This is a genomic window from Pelomonas sp. KK5 (assembly GCF_001984095.1).
Lineage (GTDB): Bacteria > Pseudomonadota > Gammaproteobacteria > Burkholderiales > Burkholderiaceae_C > KK5.
In genome coordinates this window covers 1-15843 of record NZ_LYVQ01000053.1, presented here as the reverse complement: position 1 = coordinate 15843, position 15843 = coordinate 1, and the positions used below count along the sequence as shown (strand labels likewise).

Here is a 15843-nt window from a genome sequence, read left to right as displayed (position 1 = left end):
TCAGGCGGCTGCGGTCATCTTGAAGATGCCGGTCGCGTTGCCTGCGTCGAAAGCCAGGTCCAGCGTGCCCTCGACCAGCGGCGCGCGCTGAATGAACTCGTAGAACGAGCCCGGCACCGTCTGGGTGACGACCTGGCCCTCGTGCAGGAACAGGCGGCGCACCTGGGCGGCGCGGAAGGCCGTCTGGCGCACGCGGCCGGAGCCGGAGGTCTCGATCGTGTCCTTGATCGGCCGGCCCAGCACGCGCTGCGAGAGCGCCACCGCGTCGATGTCGGCCACGCGATCGGTAGCATGGTTGAAGGCATTGCCCTCGGTGGCGATCCAGGCCATCTCGGCCGACTCGGCCAGCAGCGTGCGGTAGTCGTCCTGCGTGAACAGCGGATGCTGGCGGGCGAAGCAGCGCTGCAGCGCCGGCAGCAGCTTCAGCGCGGCATGCCAGGGCAGCGCATGGTCGCGAGCCAGCTGCTCCAGCAAGGCCTGGTCGCCTGCGGTCAGCGGGTCGACCGAGCCTTCCAGCACGCGGCCCACGGCCACCTGGAATGGGGCAGAGAAGCGCTCCGGATGCAGCTCCGAGACGAAGAACTGCGCGATGTCCTCGGGCGCATCGACATGCCGCCAGGAGCGGCCGGTCATCTTCAGCCTGGGCAGCGGGTAGGTCTCGGCATGGCGATAGCCCAGCGGCCGCAGCACGCGGGTGATCGCCGCCTCGCCGGGCGGCAGCGCGCCGCTGGCCCAGGCCACGGTACGCAAGGCGCCGTGGTCGAAGACCACCTTGCCGCCGGCCTTGACGCAATCGGCCACGTAGTCGACCGCATCGGGCACGCGCAGCAGCAGGTCGCGGAACAGCAGCATGTTCAGCGCCTGCGCCAGCTCGGCGCGGCTGACCGTGTCGGCCACCGGACGCAGCAGCGCCGGCGCCACCTGCAGCTGGGCAAAGGTTTCGAGGGTGGCCGAATCGCCGAGCGAGGCCACCAGCAGGCGGTGAACGCCTGTCGTTGAGATATCCATGGAACCGAAAGAGATCAGACGTCGAACTTGACGCCTTGGGCCAAAGGCAATTCGCGCGAGTAGTTGACCGTATTGGTCGTGCGGCGCATATAGGCCTTCCAGGCGTCCGAGCCGGACTCGCGGCCGCCGCCGGTCTCCTTCTCGCCGCCGAAGGCGCCGCCGATCTCGGCGCCGCTGGTGCCGATATTGACGTTGGCGATGCCGCAATCCGAGCCGCTGGCGCTCATGAAGGCCTCGGCCTCGCGCACGTCGTTGGTGAAGATGGCCGAGGACAGGCCTTGCGGCACCTCGTTCTGCAGCGCGATCGCCTCGTCCAGCGTCCTGTACTTCAGCGTGTAGAGGATGGGCGCGAAGGTCTCGCGCTTCACGACCTCGGTCTGCGCCGGCATGCGCACCAGCGCCGGCACCGCGTACCAGGCGTTCGGATGCTGCTCGGCCAGCGCGCGTCCGCCGCCGCTGACCTCGCCGCCCTGCTCGCGCGCATCGGCCAGCGCCTGCTGCATCGCGTCGAAGGCGGCTGCGTCGATCAGCGGGCCGATCAGGTGGCCGGCCACGGTCGGGTCGCCGATCTTCAGCTGAGCGCGGGCGCGATCCAGGCGGGCGGCCAGTTCGTCGTGGATCGATTCATGGGCGATCACGCGGCGGGTCGTCGTGCAGCGCTGGCCGGCCGTGCCGTAGGCGCCGAACAGGATGCCGCGCACGGCCAGATCCAGGTCGGCGCTGGGCGTGACGATGATGGCGTTGTTGCCGCCCAGCTCCAGCAGGCAGCGGCCGAAGCGCGCGGCCACGCGCGGGCCCACGGCGCGGCCCATGCGGGTGGAGCCGGTGGCGGAGACCAGGGCGACACGGTGGTCGTCCACCATCGCCTCGCCGACGGCGACGCGGCCGTTGAGCACCTGCGACAGATGCTCGGGCGCCTTGCCGCCGGCGGCGACGAAGCGGGCCACGGCCTTGTCGAACAGCGCCTGCGAGGCCAGCGCGGTCAGCGGGGTCTTCTCGCTGGGCTTCCAGATGCAGCTGTCGCCGGCGACGAGCGCCAGTGCCGAGTTCCAGGCCCAGACGGCGACGGGGAAGTTGAAGGCCGAGATGATGCCCACCACGCCCAGCGGCAGGTACTGCTCCATCATGCGGTGGCCGGGGCGCTCGCTGGCGATGGTCAGGCCGTGCAGCTGGCGCGACAGGCCGACGGCGAAGTCGCAGATGTCGATCATCTCCTGGACCTCGCCCTCGCCTTCGCTGCTCACCTTGCCGGCTTCCAGCGAGACCAGGCGGGCCAGCGCGGCCTTGTTGGCGCGCAGTTCCTCGCCGAACAGGCGCACCAGTTCGCCGCGCTTGGGCGCGGGAACGTTGCGCCACTGAAGAAACGCGTTACTTGAGCGGGTGATGGCCTCGGTCATTTCGGCGGCGGTGGCCTCGTGGACCTCGCCCAGCGCAGCGCCGTCGATCGGCGAGCGGACCTTCAGGGTGCCGCCGGTGTAGGCGGCAGCGGGAACGCCGAGGGCGTTCAGGACTTCATGTGCATTCATCGTCGTATTTTCCCCGATCACCCGATTCAGCCGATCGATTCCACCTGGCGCGACTGCTGATAGGCCTTGCCGAAGCGGTTGGCCAGGAACTCCGGCAGCTTCACCTCTTCCTGGCGGACGAAGCCCTTCTGCGGCAGCTTGCCCTCGCGGAACAGGTCGACCGCGGCGCAGATGCCGGCGGCGGTGGTGATCTGGATGGCGGACAGCGGGTTCGCCTCGTCGCGCTCGGCGAAGATCTTGCGCGCGAACACCTCCTGCAGCAGGTGGCCGTTCTTCATGCCGGAGACGGTGACGAAGACCAGCACCACGTCCTGCATCGTCGCGGGCATGCTCTTGCGCATGATGTCCTTGAGCTTCTCCTGGTCGCTCTTGAGCTGCAGGTCTTCCAGCAGGAACATCATCAGGTCGCGGTGACCGGGGTAGCGCACCGTCTTGTAGTCGAGGTTGCGGACCTTGCCTTCCCAGGTCTCGCACAGCGTGCCCAGGCCGCCGGAGGTGTTGAAGGCCTCGTACTCGGTGCCGTCCAGCGAGAAGTGCTCCAGGCCCTCCAGCGGCAGCGATTCGATCGCGCGGCCGTCGTGGATGGACTCGCAGGGGTGGCAGTACTCGTTGATCAGGCCGTCCACGCTCCAGGTCAGGTTGTACTTCAGCGCATTGGTCGGGAAGGCGGGCAGCGCGCCGACGCGCATCTTCACGTCGTGCAGTGAATCAAAGCTCTTGGCCAGATGGTGCGCCACGATGCCGATGAAGCCCGGCGCCAGGCCGCACTGCGGCATGAAGGCGGTGCGCGCGCCTTCGGCGATGCGCTTGATCTCCTTGGTGGCGGCCACGTCCTCGGTCAGGTCGAAGTAGTGGCAGCCGGCTTCCAGCGCGAGGTGGGCGGCGGTGATGGCCAGGTGGTAGGGCAGCGCGTTGACGACGGTGTCCTTGCCGCGCAGCGCGGCGGCCAGCGCCTGCTTGTCCTCGGTGTCGACCTGCTGGGTCTTGATGCCAGCCGCTGTCAGCTTGGACAGCGCATTAGCGTTCTTGTCGATCACCGTCACTTCGTAATCGCCGGTGGCGTGCAGCAGGCGGGCGATGGTCTGGCCGATGTGTCCGGCGCCGAGCAGTGCGACTTTCATTTTTCAGGTACTCCTGGATTCGGGGATGCCGTCGAGTCTAGGAATTAGGGCCGACGGAAGAAAGCATGAGTTCGACGAAAACCAGCATGAATCGGACGATATGACGGCACAATCATTCATTTCGTCAAAACCCAGGGCATACCCCGATGAGCGCCACCACCGACGACAAGGACCGCCAGTTGGTCGCCCTGTTGCAGGCCAATGCCCGCGAGAGCACCGCCAATCTCGCACGCAAGCTGGGCATCGCCCGCACCACCGTGGTGGCGCGGCTGGCGCGTCTGGAGGCATCGGGCACGATCGTGGGCTATACGGCGCGGCTGGGCAGCGATGCGGCGGACCGCGGCGTGCAGGCCTTCGTCGGCATCACGGTGCAGCCGAAGGCGGGCCGCGAGGTGGTCAAGCGCCTGGGCCGTTTCCCCGAGCTGCGGCAGCTCGCTTCAGTGAGCGGCGAGTTCGATTACATGGCCGTGCTGAAGGCCGAATCGACGATGCGGCTCGATGCGCTGCTGGACGAGATCGGCGAGATCGAAGGTGTGATCAAGACCACGAGTTCCGTGGTTCTGGCGCTCAGGGTGGACCGGAACGCCTGAATGCGGGGGGCCGTTTGCGCATTCTTGCCAACCTGGCACGAGGTTTGCGCGTTATACCTCCATCACCGAGGAGGAATTCGGCATGAACGGCAATCGAGTCGTGGCGGGACGCGCCACACGCGGCATGGTCACCGCCCTGAAGGTCCTGGGCCTGGTGGCCATCACCTGGGGCCTGGTGTTCCCGGCCCTGTTCTACGGCTTCAGGCAGTTGATCCACTGAGCAATCCACGCTGGCGCGCATAGACGCGCGCCAGGCCCAGCAGTGCATCGGTGTACGGCGTCGGCATCGCCAGGTGCTGGCCGATCTCGCGCACCGCGCCCAGCAGGGCATCGAGTTCGAGTGGGCGCCCGGCTTCGGCGTCCTGCAGCATCGAGGTCTTGAACGACCCGAGCTTGCGCGTGATCGCGTGGCGGTCCTGGGGCGTCTGGCCCACGGCGCAGCCGATGCGCTCGCCAATCGCGGCGGCCTCTTCCATGATGGTGGTCGCGAAGCGCACCAGCAGTTCGTCCTCGAGCAGGCGATCCGTCGTCGCGCCGGTCAGCGCGGACATCGGGTTCGTCGTCATATTGCCCCACAGCTTGTACCAGACGTCGCGCTGGATGCGCGCCGAGGCGCTGGCCGCGAAGCCGGCGCGCCCGAGCAGATCCACCCAGGGCGCGAGCCAGTCCGGCTGGCCACCCGCCGGCGCGCCGAGGATCAGGCCATTGCCCATCACATGGCGCACCAGGCCGGGCTCGGGCGTGGTGCAGCTCGCATGCACGACGCAGCCGATCACGCGCTCCGCCGGGATCAGCTCGGCGATGGCGCCGCCCGGGTCCACCGACTCCAGCCGCAGCCCGCGGGCCTCGCCGTCCAGCCCGTCGAAGAACCACCAGGGCACGCCATTCATCGCCACCAGCACCTTGGTCTGAGGCCCGAGCAGCCGGTGCACGATGGGTGCCACCGTCGCCAGCGCCGGCGCCTTGACGGAGAGCACGACGAGATCCTGCGGGCCGAGATCGCCCGGGTCGCTGCTGGCATGGGCCGGCACGACCAGGCGCTCGCCGCCGATGTCCATGCGCAGGCCGTGCGAGCGCACCGCTTCCAGCGTGTGCCCGCGCGCCAGCACGCTGAGCCGCACCTCGGCGCCGAGCCGGTGCCCGATCAGGGCGCCCATCCAGCCGCCGATGGCGCCCGCGCCGACGATGCAGATCCGCTTCAGTTCGCTCATGCTCGATGCTCCTTCGCGCCGCAGTCTCGCAGACAATGCCGGCCTCCAGGAGGAACCATGAAATACCTGCACACGATGATCCGCGTCACCGATGTCGACGCCTCGCTGAAGTTCTTCTGCGACGCGCTGGGCCTGCAGCAGGTGCGCCGCACCGACAACGAGGCCGGCCGCTTCAGCCTGATCTTCCTGGCCGCCCCGGGCAACGACGGCGGCCCCTACCAGCCGCAGGTCGAGCTGACCTACAACTGGCCCGATGCCGACGGAAAAAGCGAGACCTACGGCGGCGGCCGCAACTTCGGCCACCTGGCCTACGCAGTGCCCGACATCTACGCGGCCTGCCAGCGCCTGCAGGAGCACGGCGTGACGATCCTGCGCCCGCCGCGCGATGGCCGCATGGCCTTCGTGCGCTCGCCGGACCAGATCTCGGTGGAACTGCTGCAGGACGGCCCCGCGCTGGCGCCGGCCGAACCCTGGGTCTCGATGCCCAACACCGGCAACTGGTAACGCAAGCGTTACAAACGGCCCGCATCCGTGATCTGTTTGTGATTGCGCCGCGCCTTGCGGCCGGCTGACCCACCTGTTCGAGGGGGGGTTCGACTATCGTCACGTGCTGGACATAACTCCGAGTTCAAGCGTCAGCGCGCAAGGCCCGTCATGAGCACCAGCACCACCCTCTCCCGTTCGTCCACCCTCGGCGTTGCCGGCCGGCTCTGGCTGGCGCTGGGCATCGTGATCTTCTCGCTGGTGGCGCTGATCACCTTCTCGGCCTGGCGCACCCGCGCCGTGCAGGCCGAGACCGACGCCGCCACCGAGACCTTCGCGCTGAAGCAGTCGCTGGCCCAGCGATGGGCCGCGTTGAGCGGCGCCACGGTCGTCAAGGTGCAGGCCTCGTCGATCAGCTCGGACCCGGTCGTCGAGGCGACCTTCAAGGACCAGATCGCCTCCACCATCGAGCAGATCAGCGGCCTGCAGAAGCAGCTGCAGGAGACCGGCCTCAGCGACAAGGACAAGGCCATCCTCGACCGCATCGCCGAGGCGCGCAAGGTGGTGCTGGGCTCCACCGCCAAGCTCAAGCAGCTGAAGGCGGCCGGCGACACCGACGGGGTCAAGGACGAGATGAGCAAGCGCTTCAACCCGGCGGTGGCGGCCTACGTGGGCACGCTCGACGAGTTCGTGCAGGCCCAGGTCCAGGCCAAGAAGGACGTGGATGCCCAGGTCGGCGAGCGCCGCAAGGGCACGATCCAGATCGCCATGGTCTTCATCGCCATCGTGATCGCCGGCCTGGTGGCCGGCGCAATCTGGCTGATCCGCTCGATCCAGCAGCCGCTGGCCCGCGCGATCGATGTGGCCGGCCGCATCGCCGATGGCGACCTGACGGCCAAGGTCAGCGTCGACCGCGGCGACGAGTTCGGCCAGCTGCTCGGCGCGCTTGACCGCATGGTCACCCAGTTGCGCGGCGTCGTCGGCGAAGTGCGCCAGGGCGTCGAGTCGGTGTCCACCGCCTCGGCCGAGATCGCCACCGGCAACCAGGACCTCAGCGCCCGCACCGAGCAGACCGCCTCCAGCCTGCAGCAGACCGCCAGCTCGATGGAGCAGCTGACCGGCACCGTCTCCAATTCCGCCGACGTGGCCCGCCAGGCCAACCAGCTGGCGGCCTCCGCCGCCGAAGCCGCGGCCCGCGGCGGCGAGGTCGTTTCGCAGGTCGTGACGAACATGGACGAGATCACCGCCAGCTCGCGCCGCATCAGCGACATCATCGGCACCATCGATGGCATCGCCTTCCAGACCAACATCCTCGCGCTGAACGCGGCCGTGGAAGCGGCCCGCGCCGGCGAGCAGGGCCGCGGCTTCGCGGTGGTGGCCGGCGAGGTGCGCACGCTGGCCCAGCGCAGCGCCGAGGCCGCCAAGGAGATCAAGAGCCTGATCGGCGCCTCGGTGGAGCGTGTGGAATCGGGCGCGGGCCTGGTGGCCCAGACCGGCTCGGTGATGGAAGAGATCGTCACCAGCGTGCGCCGCGTCACCGACCTGATCGGCGAGATCGCCTCTGCCGCCACCGAGCAGCGCGACGGCATCGGCCAGGTCAATGTCGCCGTCACCCAGCTGGACCAGATGACGCAGCAGAACGCTGCGCTGGTCGAGGAATCGGCCGCCGCCGCGGCCTCGCTGCGCGAGCAGTCGGCGCGGCTGGCGCAGGTGGTGTCGGTGTTCAAGGTGGACAACAAGACGGCCACGCCAGCCGTGGCCGCCAAGCCCGTCTTCGCCGCGAAGAAGGCGCCGGCGCCCGCCGCCAGGCCTGTCGCCGCGGCAAAGCCCAAGCCACCCGCTCCGGCCATCAAGCCGGCCCCGGTCGTTCAAGCCCGCAAGGCAGAGCCGGCCGCGACCGGTGCATCGGCCGAGGGTGACTGGGAGACTTTCTAAACGGCCGCTCCCGCAGCCATCTCGTTCAGCAGCGCCGCGAACTCCCGCGGCTTCAGGATGCTGACACCGTGCCCGCAGTCGAAATGCTGCGCGCGCCCCCGCCGCGAGGCCGCCAGATAGGCGGCCTCGTGTCGCATCATCACCCCGTCCTGCAGGCCGTTGACCAGCAGCACCGGCGCTAGAACAGCCGCGAGCTTGGCGATGTGGTCGACCGGGCTCAGCGCATCCACCGCATCCTGGAACACCTTCAGGCTGAAGCCGGCGTCGACCATCGCGTCGATGTCCTCGCGCTGCATGCCCGCATCGCTCAGCTCCTTGCGCACCTTGGACGTCGTGCTCGCGATCAGCTTCTGCTCACCGAACAGCGCCAGCAGCACCCGGAACATCAAGGCCTTGAAGAAGAAGTGCGGCCAGGTCGCGAACTTCGAGAAGTCGGCCGTGCAACCGCTGGCGATCACGCCCTTCAACTGCCCCGGCGGCAGCCTCGATGCCGCATTCATGACCGTGTAGCCGCCCAGCGAATCGCCGGCCAGGATCACCGGTGACGGCGCGGCGGCGCGAGCCGCTTCCAGCACCGTCTGCACCGCACCCTCCAGCGTGAAGCGCTCGCCCCGTCGTGAGCCATGGCCCGGCAGATCGGGCGCGATGACCCGCCAGCGCGGGTCCAGGTGGCGGCGCACGGCGGCCCACATCTGGCCGTTGATGGTCGCGCCGTGAATCAGAATCAGCACCGGCTCGGTCATGTCGCCGTCTCCTTGTTGGTTTAAACCTATCTTACATGTTGGACTGATTTCATCACCAACTTGAGCGTCATCCCCGTGTTTTCCCGCGGTTTTGCGATTTAACTCATCAAACCTGTTTGACAGGTTTGCATTCGAGTCCTACTCTTCATCCCAGTCACACCGACCACACCCATGCTTGCCATCGCCCCGCTGTCCCCCATCGAGCGCCCGACGCTGTCGGCGCAGGTCGCCCGGCATCTGCTGGCGCTGATCCAGACCGAACAGCTGCGCCCCGGCGACCCGGTGCCCAGCGAGGTCAAGATCGGCCTGGACCTGCAGGTCAGCCGCGGCAGCGTGCGCGAGGCCTACCGCTCATTGGCGGCGTTAGGCATCCTTGAGATCGAAGGCGGGCGCAAGCCGCGGCTGCGCGTCGTGGACGCCAGCGTGATGGCGCAGGTCTTCGACTACGCGCTGAACACCGCCCAGGTCAGCATCGCCCATGTGCTGGAGACGCGCCGCGCGATCGAGCTGCAGACGGCCCAGCTGGCCGCCCGCTACGCCACCGACGCCCAGCGCCAGCAGCTGCGCGAGCTGGCCAGCCAGATGCGCACGGCCCACAACAAGGCCAACCACGCCCGCCGCGTCGCCGCTGACTCGGCCATCCACACCCTGATCGCCGAGGCCAGCGCCAACCCGCTGAACGCCCTGCTGCTGGGCGCGCTGCGCTCGCCGCTGGAAGCCTCGGCCGCCATGCACCTGGACGAGAGCCGCAGCGAGAGCGAGCTGATCCGCGTGATCGACGCCCATGAGGCGCTGGTCGAGCGCATCTGCGCCGGCGACGCGATCGGCGCCAGCTCGGCCATGTCCTACCACTTCGACCTGGCGATGGTCCACGTGCAGCGCACGGCGCCATCGACAACGGCACCGCCGCCCTAAGCAAGGCCCTCAATGTCCACCACTTCTTCTTTCTCGACGGCTCCAGAGGCCGTCGAGCAGGCGGTCTCACGCCTGCAACAACGCTTCGGCGACCGATTGAGCCTCAGCCGCGCAGTGCGCGAGCAGCACGCCCGCGGCGAAGGCCTGGCCACTTCCCTGGCACCCGACGCGGTCGTCTGGCCCGAGGACAAGCACGAGGTCTGCGAGATCCTGAAGCTCTGCCACGAGCTGAAGGTGCCCGTCATCCCCTTCGGCGCGGGCAGCTCGCTGGAAGGCCACGTCAGCGCGCCGCACGGCGGCATCTGCGTGGATGTCTCGCGCATGGACCGGATCCTCGAGGTGCATCTCGAGGACGGCGACTGCGTCGTCCAGCCGGGCGCCCGTCGCGAGGACATCAACGCACATCTGAAAGGCACCGGCCTGTTCTTCCCGGTGGACCCCGGCGCCAACGCCAGCATCGGCGGCATGGTGTCCACCGGCGCCTCGGGCACGACCACGATGCGCTACGGCTCGATGCAGCACAACGTGATGGCGCTGGAAGTGGCGCTGGCCGACGGCCGGCTGGTGCGCCTGGGCACCCGCTCGCGCAAGTCCTCGGCGGGCTTCGACCTCGTGCACCTGATGGTCGGCGCGGAAGGCACGCTGGGCATCGTCACCGAAGTCACGCTGCGTTTACATCCGCTGCCGGTCGAGGTCGCGGCCGCGGCCTGTGCCTTCCCCACGCTGGCGGGCGCGGTGCAGGCCGTCACCGAGATGCAGATGAGCGGCGTGCCCTTCGCCCGCATCGAGTTCCTGGACGAACACCAGGTGCGCGCCTGCAATGCCTATTCGAAGCTGGGCCTGGCCGAGCTGCCCACGCTGTTCCTCGAGTTCCACGGCAGCGAGAGCGGCGTGAAGGAGCAGGCCGAGCTGGCGCAGGAGATCGCGGCCGGCAACGGCGGCGTCGAGTTCAAGTGGTCCACCCGGCCCGAGGACCGCAGCCAGCTCTGGCAGGCGCGGCACATGGCCTATTTCGCCGCTCTGGCGATGCGGCCCGGCTGCGTCAGCGTCGTGGCGGACGTCTGCGTGCCGATGTCCGCCTTGGCCGAGCAGGTGCAGCTGGCGCGCGAGCAGATCGATGCCGAGGGCCTGGTTGCGCCGATCCTCGGCCATGTCGGCGACGGCAACTTCCACGTGCTGTTCATGCCGATGCCCGACGCCCCTGCCGAGCATGAAGCGGTGGACCACGTCTACGCCGCGATGGTCGACCGCGCGCTGGCCGCCGGCGGCACCTGCACCGGCGAGCACGGCATCGGCATGGGCAAGAAATCCAAACTGCTGAAGCAGTACGGGCCGGAGGTGATCGGCCTGATGCGCGGCATCAAGCAGAGCTGGGATCCGCACGGGATCCTCAACCCCGGCAAGATTTTCTGAACCGAATCGCATCCACAAGAGATAGATCAGGAGACAAGGACATGACCCTCACGCCCACCCGCATCGCCGCAGCAGCGGCCCTCGCCTGCATCGCCCTCCCCGCTCTCGCCGAGGACGACAGCCCGCAGACCCTCGACAAGGTGATCGTCACCGCGCAGAAGCGCGAGCAGGCCGCCATCGACGTGCCGGCCTCCGTCACCGCCGTCAACGCCCAGCGCCTCTCCGCCGCGGGCCTCTCGCAGCTGGAGGACTACGTGGCGCAGATCCCGGGCATGTCGATCACGTCCAACGGCGGATCGATGCAGGTCACGCTGCGCGGCATCTCGACCGGCCTGTCGCAGTCCTCCCCGACCACCTCCATCTACATCGACGACGCCCCGGTCGGCTCCGTCAACGCCTACACCACCGGCGCCACCCAGGTGCCCGACATCGACCCGGCCGACCTGCGCCGCATCGAGGTGCTGAAGGGCCCGCAGGGCACGCTGTTCGGGGCCGGCGCGATGGGCGGCATGCTGCGCTACGTGACGGCCACGCCCAGCTTCGACAAGGTGGCCGGCACGATCACCGCCGGCGCCGAGTCCACCGACCACGGGGACACGGGCCACCTGCTGCGCGCCTCGGTCAACCTGCCCTTCGCCGACCACAAGATGGCACTGCGGGTCTCGGCCTTCGGCCACAAGCTCGGCGGCTATATCGACAACGTCGCCGCTGGCGGCCGCAAGAACGACAACGAGACCGACATCAGCGGCGGCCAGGTCGCCTACGCCTGGCAGATCAACCCCGACTGGCGGCTGAACGCACTGGCGCTCACGCAGACCACCGATGCCGACGGCTCCAACGGCGTGGACGTCAAGCCGATGAGCCTCACGCCGCTGACCGGCGCGTACACGACGTCCAACGTCGTGCCGGTGAAGAGCAAGCGCAAGCTGGATCTTGGCAACGTCGCGATCCACGGCAACGTCGGCGATGTGACCCTGGTCTCGTCGACCACGCTGCAGAACGTCGGCGCCGAGGCGATCGGCGACGGCTCGCAGAGCTTCGGCACGCTGCTGGCCCTGGTCTTCCAGCAGCCGCGCAATGTGCAGAGCGACCAGATCACCCATACCCACCGCTTCACGCAGGAACTGCGCGCCGAAGGCGCGGTGCTGGACGGCCGCCTGAACTGGCAGACGGGCCTGTACTACACGCAGGAAGACGACAGCAACCGCATCCCCGCCTTCGGCACCTTCGACCCGGCCACCGGCGCCGCACTGCCGGTCTACTACCCCGGCACGACCACGCCCTTCCCCGACGGCCTGGCCAAGGCCCACATCAACACCACCTACAAGGAGACCTCGCTGTTCGCCAACGCGACGTACTCCATAACGCCCAAGTTCGACGTGCAGCTGGGCCTGCGCTGGGGCCGCGACCGCCAGCACTACGATCAGCTCTACACCGGCCTGCTCTACCCCACCGGCGTCTCGCTGACCCAGGACGCCACGCACTCCAAGGCCACCTACCTGCTGACCGCCAGCTACAAGGCCAGCGCCACCGATGCCTTCTACGGCCGCATCGCCACCGGCTACCGCCCGGGCGGCCCCAGCGCGGCGACGCCGGACACCGGCTTCTCGCCCATCGTCGGCCCCGACTCGCTGACCAGCGCCGAGGTGGGCTGGAAGTCGGTCTTCATGCAGGGCAAGGCCTCCTTCGAGGTCGCCCTGTTCCACACCGACTGGAAGGACATCCAGATCCAGACCAAGAAGAACACCTCCAACTTCTTCGTCAACGGCGGCAAGGCGGTGAGCCAGGGCCTGGAATCGACGCTGTCCTTCTATCCGGTGCAGGGCCTCAGCGTGCGCGGCAGCTTCGGCTACACCGATGCCCACCTGACCTCGGACACGACCAACGTGCTGGTCGGCACCGTGCCGCTGGGCAAGAGCGGCGACCGCCTGCCCTTCGTGCCCAAGGTCACCGCCTCGCTGGCCAGCGACTACCGCTTCGCCGTCGGCGGCGGCTGGGCGGCCACCGTGGGCGGCTCGGTCAGCCGCATCGGCCAGCGGGTCAGCGACTACAGCGGCAACCCCAGCATCAGCCTGCCGGCCTACACGACGGTGGACCTGAACGCCGCGCTGGACTCCGGCGCCTGGCGCCTGTCGGCCTACGTGAAGAACCTCAACAACAGCGACGGCGTGATCTACCTCGGCTCGCGCGGCCTCCTGCCGACGCAGCCCTGGAGCGCCGGCTATGTGCGGCCGCGCACGATCGGGCTGCAGGCGAGCTACAGCTTCTGATGATGGCCATGCAGTCCCACACCGTCCGCGACTTCCGCCTCGCCAGCGGCGCGGTGCTGCCCGAGGCGACGACGGCCTATCGCACGCTGGGCACGCTGAACGCCGAGGGCACGAACGCCGTGCTGGTGCTGCACGGCTACACCACCGGCCCGCAGATGCTGGACGCCGGCGCCAGCGTGGCCGAGGGCTCGTGGAGCGAGCTCGTCGGGCCGGGCAAGGCCGTCGACGTAGACCGTTACTTCATCGTCGCGCCGAACATGCTGGGCTCCTGCTACGGCTCGACCGGGCCGACCGGCGCCGGCTTCCCGCGCATCACGCTGGAAGACATCGTCGGCCTGCAAAAGCGGCTGCTGGACGTACTGGGCGTCAAGCGTGTCCACGCGGCGATCGGCCCGTCCTTCGGCGGCTACCAGGCCTGGCAGTGGGCGGTGCAGTTCCCGGACTTCGTCGAGCGCATCGCGCCGGCCGTCAGCGCGCCTTTCAATCCAGGTGGCGTCGGCGCGGCAGCGACGGTCCGTGCGCAACTCGCGGCGATGCCCGGCTGGCACGACGGCCGTTACGACCGCGCGGAGATGCTGCCTGGCCTCACCGCGATGCGCGTCGCCACGCTGAGCCGCTACGGCGTGGACGCCGAGCTCGCGCCGCGCATCCCCGATGCGGCGGCGCGTAACGCCGAGATCCAGCGCATGGCCGCCGAGTGGGCGCAGGGCTTCGAGCCCGGCTCGCTGGTGACGCTGATGGAGGCCGCCGAGGTCTTCGACATCCGGCCGCAGTTCCAACGGATCAAGGCCCGGGTGCTGATCGCCAACTCGCGCACCGACGCGGTCTTCCCTCCGGCCGTCGCCGACCAGATCGCGCCGCGGCTCGATGCCGCCCGCGTGCGCTGGCAGGCCCATCCGCTGGACAGCGAGAAGGGCCACTTCGCCTCCGGCGCCGATGCCCACCTGTGGGCCGACGCCCTTCGCAATTTCCTGGAAAGCCGATGCTGAAGAAGCTGTTCAAGATCCTGCTGGCCCTGGTCGCGCTGCTGCTGCTGATCGGCGCGGCCATCGTCGGCCAGGCCGAGTGGCAGTGGCGGCATCGGCAGCCGCTGGCGAATCCGCCGGCCATAGCCGCACCGGCGGGCAACGGCCCGGTGCTGATCCTGCTGCATGGCGCCGGCCTCAACGGCCACATGTGGGACGCCACGCGCCGCTCGCTGGACCCGCGCTGGCGCGTCGTCGCGCTGGATCTGCCCGGCCATGGCAGCCGGCTTGGCGAGCCCTACACGCTGGAAGCCGCGGTCGCCGAGGTCAAGCTGGCCGCTGCCGCGGTGGCGCCGGCGCCGGTGATCCTGGTCGGCGATTCGCTGGGCGGCTACACCGCGATGGCCGCCGCCTCGGCGCTGCCGCAGGAGCAACTGAAGGGCTTGGTGCTGGGCGGCTCCAGCGGCAATTTCGAGCCCGTCGAGATATTCAATTACTTCAGCAGCGTCGTGATGGTGAAGACGCTGCTCGCCTTCGCGGACGAGCAGAAGCTGCTGGGCCAGGCCATGGGCAAGTTCGGCTTCGCGCCGGAGGATGCGAAGAGCGTCGTGGCCGCCGGCGGCAGCATCGCCGCGGTGCCGGTGGCGGTGCGGGCGCTGATGGGCGAGGACTTCCGCTCGCGGCTCGGTGCGATCACCCAGCCGGTGGTGATCGTCAATGGCTCGCTGGACGAGCGGGCGATCGCCAAGGAACCGGGCTTCGCCAGCGTCAAGCCGGATGCCCGCATCGTGCACTTCGAGGGTTCCGGCCACGGGGTGTCCATCCGGCGGCCGGCCGAGTTCGCCGCGCTGGTCAACGAGTTCGCCGCCAAGGTGGTGCCGCAATGAGCCTGATCAAGCAGCTCCGGCAGATGCTCCCCGGCATTGGCGACCAGGATGCGCCGCGCTTCGCAGCCAGCCTCTCCACGCCGGGGCCATATGCCGCCATGCAGCCGCGCGAGGGCGTCGAGCGTGGCACGCTGCGCAGCGGCCGCTGCCCGGCCGGCGCGGTCTATCCGGGTGTGCCGCACGACTACCAGGTCTACCTGCCGGCCCGGGCGCAGGGCCCGGCCGCGCTGCTGGTCTGCATGGACGGCGCGCGCTACCTGGGCCCCGAGGCCAACACCCCGGCGGTGCTCGACGCGCTGATCGCCGAGGGCGCGATCCCGCCCACGGTGGCCGTCTTCATCGAGCCCGGTGCCGAGGGCCCGGGCCTGCCGATCTATGGCGGCGCCGGCAACCGCAGCATCGAGTACGACAGCCCTGGCGATGCCTACGCGCGCTTCCTGCTCGACGAGCTGCTGCCGCAGGCGCTGGCCGGCGTCAGCGTGACCGACGACCCGGCACAACGCGTGCTCTGCGGCCTCAGCTCCAGCGGCCACTGCGCGCTGAACGCCGCCTGGGAGCGGCCCGACGCCTTCGGCAAGGTCATCAGCCACTGCGGCAGCTTCGTCGCGCTGCGCGGCGGGCACGAGCTGGCCTCGAAGATCCGTCGCGAGCCGCACGGCCTGCGCCGCGTCTTCCTGCAGACCGGCGAGCATGACCTGGACATCGTCTTCGGCTCCTGGCTCGCGGCCAACCGCGACATGGCGGCCGCCCTCGCCTATGCCGGCATCGAGCACCGT

At 69.2% G+C, this 15843-nt stretch carries 15 protein-coding genes; 10 read left to right on the top strand and 5 right to left on the bottom strand.

The features are described from left to right. From B0W88_RS10660 to B0W88_RS10650, 3 genes are read right to left on the bottom strand one after another with little or no spacing between them, the layout of a single operon-like run. Window positions 1–1008 (bottom strand): DUF1338 domain-containing protein, encoded by a 1008-nt coding sequence (locus B0W88_RS10660; protein ID WP_083748707.1) that lies wholly within the window; start codon window positions 1006–1008, stop codon window positions 1–3. Window positions 1009–1022: 14 nt separating this feature from the next. Further along, entirely contained in the window at window positions 1023–2534 is a 1512-nt protein-coding gene (locus B0W88_RS10655; RefSeq protein ID WP_077034641.1) for an aldehyde dehydrogenase family protein, read from the bottom strand. Between the two features lie 26 nt (window positions 2535–2560). After that, window positions 2561–3655 carry a saccharopine dehydrogenase family protein gene (locus B0W88_RS10650; protein ID WP_077034640.1) on the bottom strand — a complete coding sequence of 365 codons (1095 nt, stop codon included), beginning with the start codon at window positions 3653–3655 and terminating at the stop codon, window positions 2561–2563. A 146-nt stretch (window positions 3656–3801) separates the two neighbouring features. On the opposite strand from B0W88_RS10650, the gene B0W88_RS10645 reads away from it, so the two are divergent. Both B0W88_RS10645 and B0W88_RS33565 read left to right on the top strand, forming a co-directional pair. Beyond that, window positions 3802–4245, top strand: coding sequence for an Lrp/AsnC family transcriptional regulator (locus tag B0W88_RS10645; protein WP_077034639.1), 444 nt, complete (start codon window positions 3802–3804; stop codon window positions 4243–4245). An 82-nt stretch (window positions 4246–4327) separates the two neighbouring features. Continuing rightward, window positions 4328–4465 (top strand): hypothetical protein, encoded by a 138-nt coding sequence (locus B0W88_RS33565; RefSeq protein ID WP_158080837.1) that lies wholly within the window; start codon window positions 4328–4330, stop codon window positions 4463–4465. On the opposite strand, the gene B0W88_RS10640 is transcribed toward B0W88_RS33565, so the two are convergent. Continuing rightward, window positions 4446–5456: a 2-dehydropantoate 2-reductase gene (locus tag B0W88_RS10640; protein WP_077034638.1), complete on the bottom strand. Its 1011-nt coding sequence runs from the start codon at window positions 5454–5456 to the stop codon at window positions 4446–4448. The two genes, B0W88_RS33565 and B0W88_RS10640, sit on opposite strands and share 20 nt — an antisense overlap. A 57-nt stretch (window positions 5457–5513) precedes the next feature. Between B0W88_RS10640 and B0W88_RS10635 the strand changes: the two genes are divergently transcribed. Next, a complete protein-coding gene (locus B0W88_RS10635; RefSeq protein ID WP_077034637.1) occupies window positions 5514–5960 on the top strand; it encodes a VOC family protein in 447 nt (148 codons plus the stop codon). Between the two features lie 150 nt (window positions 5961–6110). Then, complete coding sequence (locus B0W88_RS35185) at window positions 6111–7874, top strand: methyl-accepting chemotaxis protein (RefSeq protein ID WP_077034636.1); 1764 nt, start codon at window positions 6111–6113, stop codon at window positions 7872–7874. On the opposite strand, the gene B0W88_RS10625 is transcribed toward B0W88_RS35185, so the two are convergent. Further along, window positions 7871–8617 (bottom strand): alpha/beta fold hydrolase, encoded by a 747-nt coding sequence (locus B0W88_RS10625; RefSeq protein ID WP_077034635.1) that lies wholly within the window; start codon window positions 8615–8617, stop codon window positions 7871–7873. The genes B0W88_RS35185 and B0W88_RS10625 overlap by 4 nt on opposite strands. A 171-nt stretch (window positions 8618–8788) precedes the next feature. Here B0W88_RS10625 and B0W88_RS10620 point away from each other — a divergent pair, with 171 nt between their 5' ends. From B0W88_RS10620 to B0W88_RS10595, 6 genes are all read left to right on the top strand, one after another. Beyond that, on the top strand, window positions 8789–9532 hold the full coding sequence (locus tag B0W88_RS10620) for a FadR/GntR family transcriptional regulator (protein WP_083748706.1): 744 nt from the start codon (window positions 8789–8791) through the stop codon (window positions 9530–9532). A 12-nt stretch (window positions 9533–9544) separates the two neighbouring features. Then, window positions 9545–10945 carry an FAD-binding oxidoreductase gene (locus B0W88_RS10615; protein WP_077034634.1) on the top strand — a complete coding sequence of 467 codons (1401 nt, stop codon included), beginning with the start codon at window positions 9545–9547 and terminating at the stop codon, window positions 10943–10945. A 41-nt stretch (window positions 10946–10986) separates the two neighbouring features. Further along, window positions 10987–13215 (top strand): TonB-dependent receptor, encoded by a 2229-nt coding sequence (locus B0W88_RS10610; protein ID WP_077034633.1) that lies wholly within the window; start codon window positions 10987–10989, stop codon window positions 13213–13215. 8 nt (window positions 13216–13223) lie between these two features. Continuing rightward, window positions 13224–14204 carry an alpha/beta fold hydrolase gene (locus B0W88_RS10605; RefSeq protein WP_158080836.1) on the top strand — a complete coding sequence of 327 codons (981 nt, stop codon included), beginning with the start codon at window positions 13224–13226 and terminating at the stop codon, window positions 14202–14204. Then, entirely contained in the window at window positions 14198–15067 is an 870-nt protein-coding gene (locus B0W88_RS10600) for an alpha/beta fold hydrolase (RefSeq protein WP_077034631.1), read from the top strand. The genes B0W88_RS10605 and B0W88_RS10600 overlap by 7 nt, the downstream gene beginning before the upstream one ends. After that, on the top strand, window positions 15064–15843 hold a 780-nt coding region (locus B0W88_RS10595; protein WP_144006709.1), incomplete at its 3' end, for an esterase family protein. The genes B0W88_RS10600 and B0W88_RS10595, both read left to right, overlap by 4 nt.

Coding starts and splice junctions, on each gene's coding strand:
- B0W88_RS10635 (WP_077034637.1), top strand. CDS start 5,514: ATGAAATACCTGCACACGATGATCCGCGTCACCGATGTCGACGCCTCG.
- B0W88_RS10645 (WP_077034639.1), top strand. CDS start 3,802: ATGAGCGCCACCACCGACGACAAGGACCGCCAGTTGGTCGCCCTGTTG.
- B0W88_RS35185 (WP_077034636.1), top strand. CDS start 6,111: ATGAGCACCAGCACCACCCTCTCCCGTTCGTCCACCCTCGGCGTTGCC.
- B0W88_RS10660 (WP_083748707.1), bottom strand. CDS start 1,008: ATGGATATCTCAACGACAGGCGTTCACCGCCTGCTGGTGGCCTCGCTC.
- B0W88_RS33565 (WP_158080837.1), top strand. CDS start 4,328: ATGAACGGCAATCGAGTCGTGGCGGGACGCGCCACACGCGGCATGGTC.
- B0W88_RS10650 (WP_077034640.1), bottom strand. CDS start 3,655: ATGAAAGTCGCACTGCTCGGCGCCGGACACATCGGCCAGACCATCGCC.
- B0W88_RS10615 (WP_077034634.1), top strand. CDS start 9,545: ATGTCCACCACTTCTTCTTTCTCGACGGCTCCAGAGGCCGTCGAGCAG.
- B0W88_RS10600 (WP_077034631.1), top strand. CDS start 14,198: ATGCTGAAGAAGCTGTTCAAGATCCTGCTGGCCCTGGTCGCGCTGCTG.
- B0W88_RS10640 (WP_077034638.1), bottom strand. CDS start 5,456: ATGAGCGAACTGAAGCGGATCTGCATCGTCGGCGCGGGCGCCATCGGC.
- B0W88_RS10620 (WP_083748706.1), top strand. CDS start 8,789: ATGCTTGCCATCGCCCCGCTGTCCCCCATCGAGCGCCCGACGCTGTCG.
- B0W88_RS10610 (WP_077034633.1), top strand. CDS start 10,987: ATGACCCTCACGCCCACCCGCATCGCCGCAGCAGCGGCCCTCGCCTGC.
- B0W88_RS10605 (WP_158080836.1), top strand. CDS start 13,224: ATGCAGTCCCACACCGTCCGCGACTTCCGCCTCGCCAGCGGCGCGGTG.
- B0W88_RS10655 (WP_077034641.1), bottom strand. CDS start 2,534: ATGAATGCACATGAAGTCCTGAACGCCCTCGGCGTTCCCGCTGCCGCC.
- B0W88_RS10625 (WP_077034635.1), bottom strand. CDS start 8,617: ATGACCGAGCCGGTGCTGATTCTGATTCACGGCGCGACCATCAACGGC.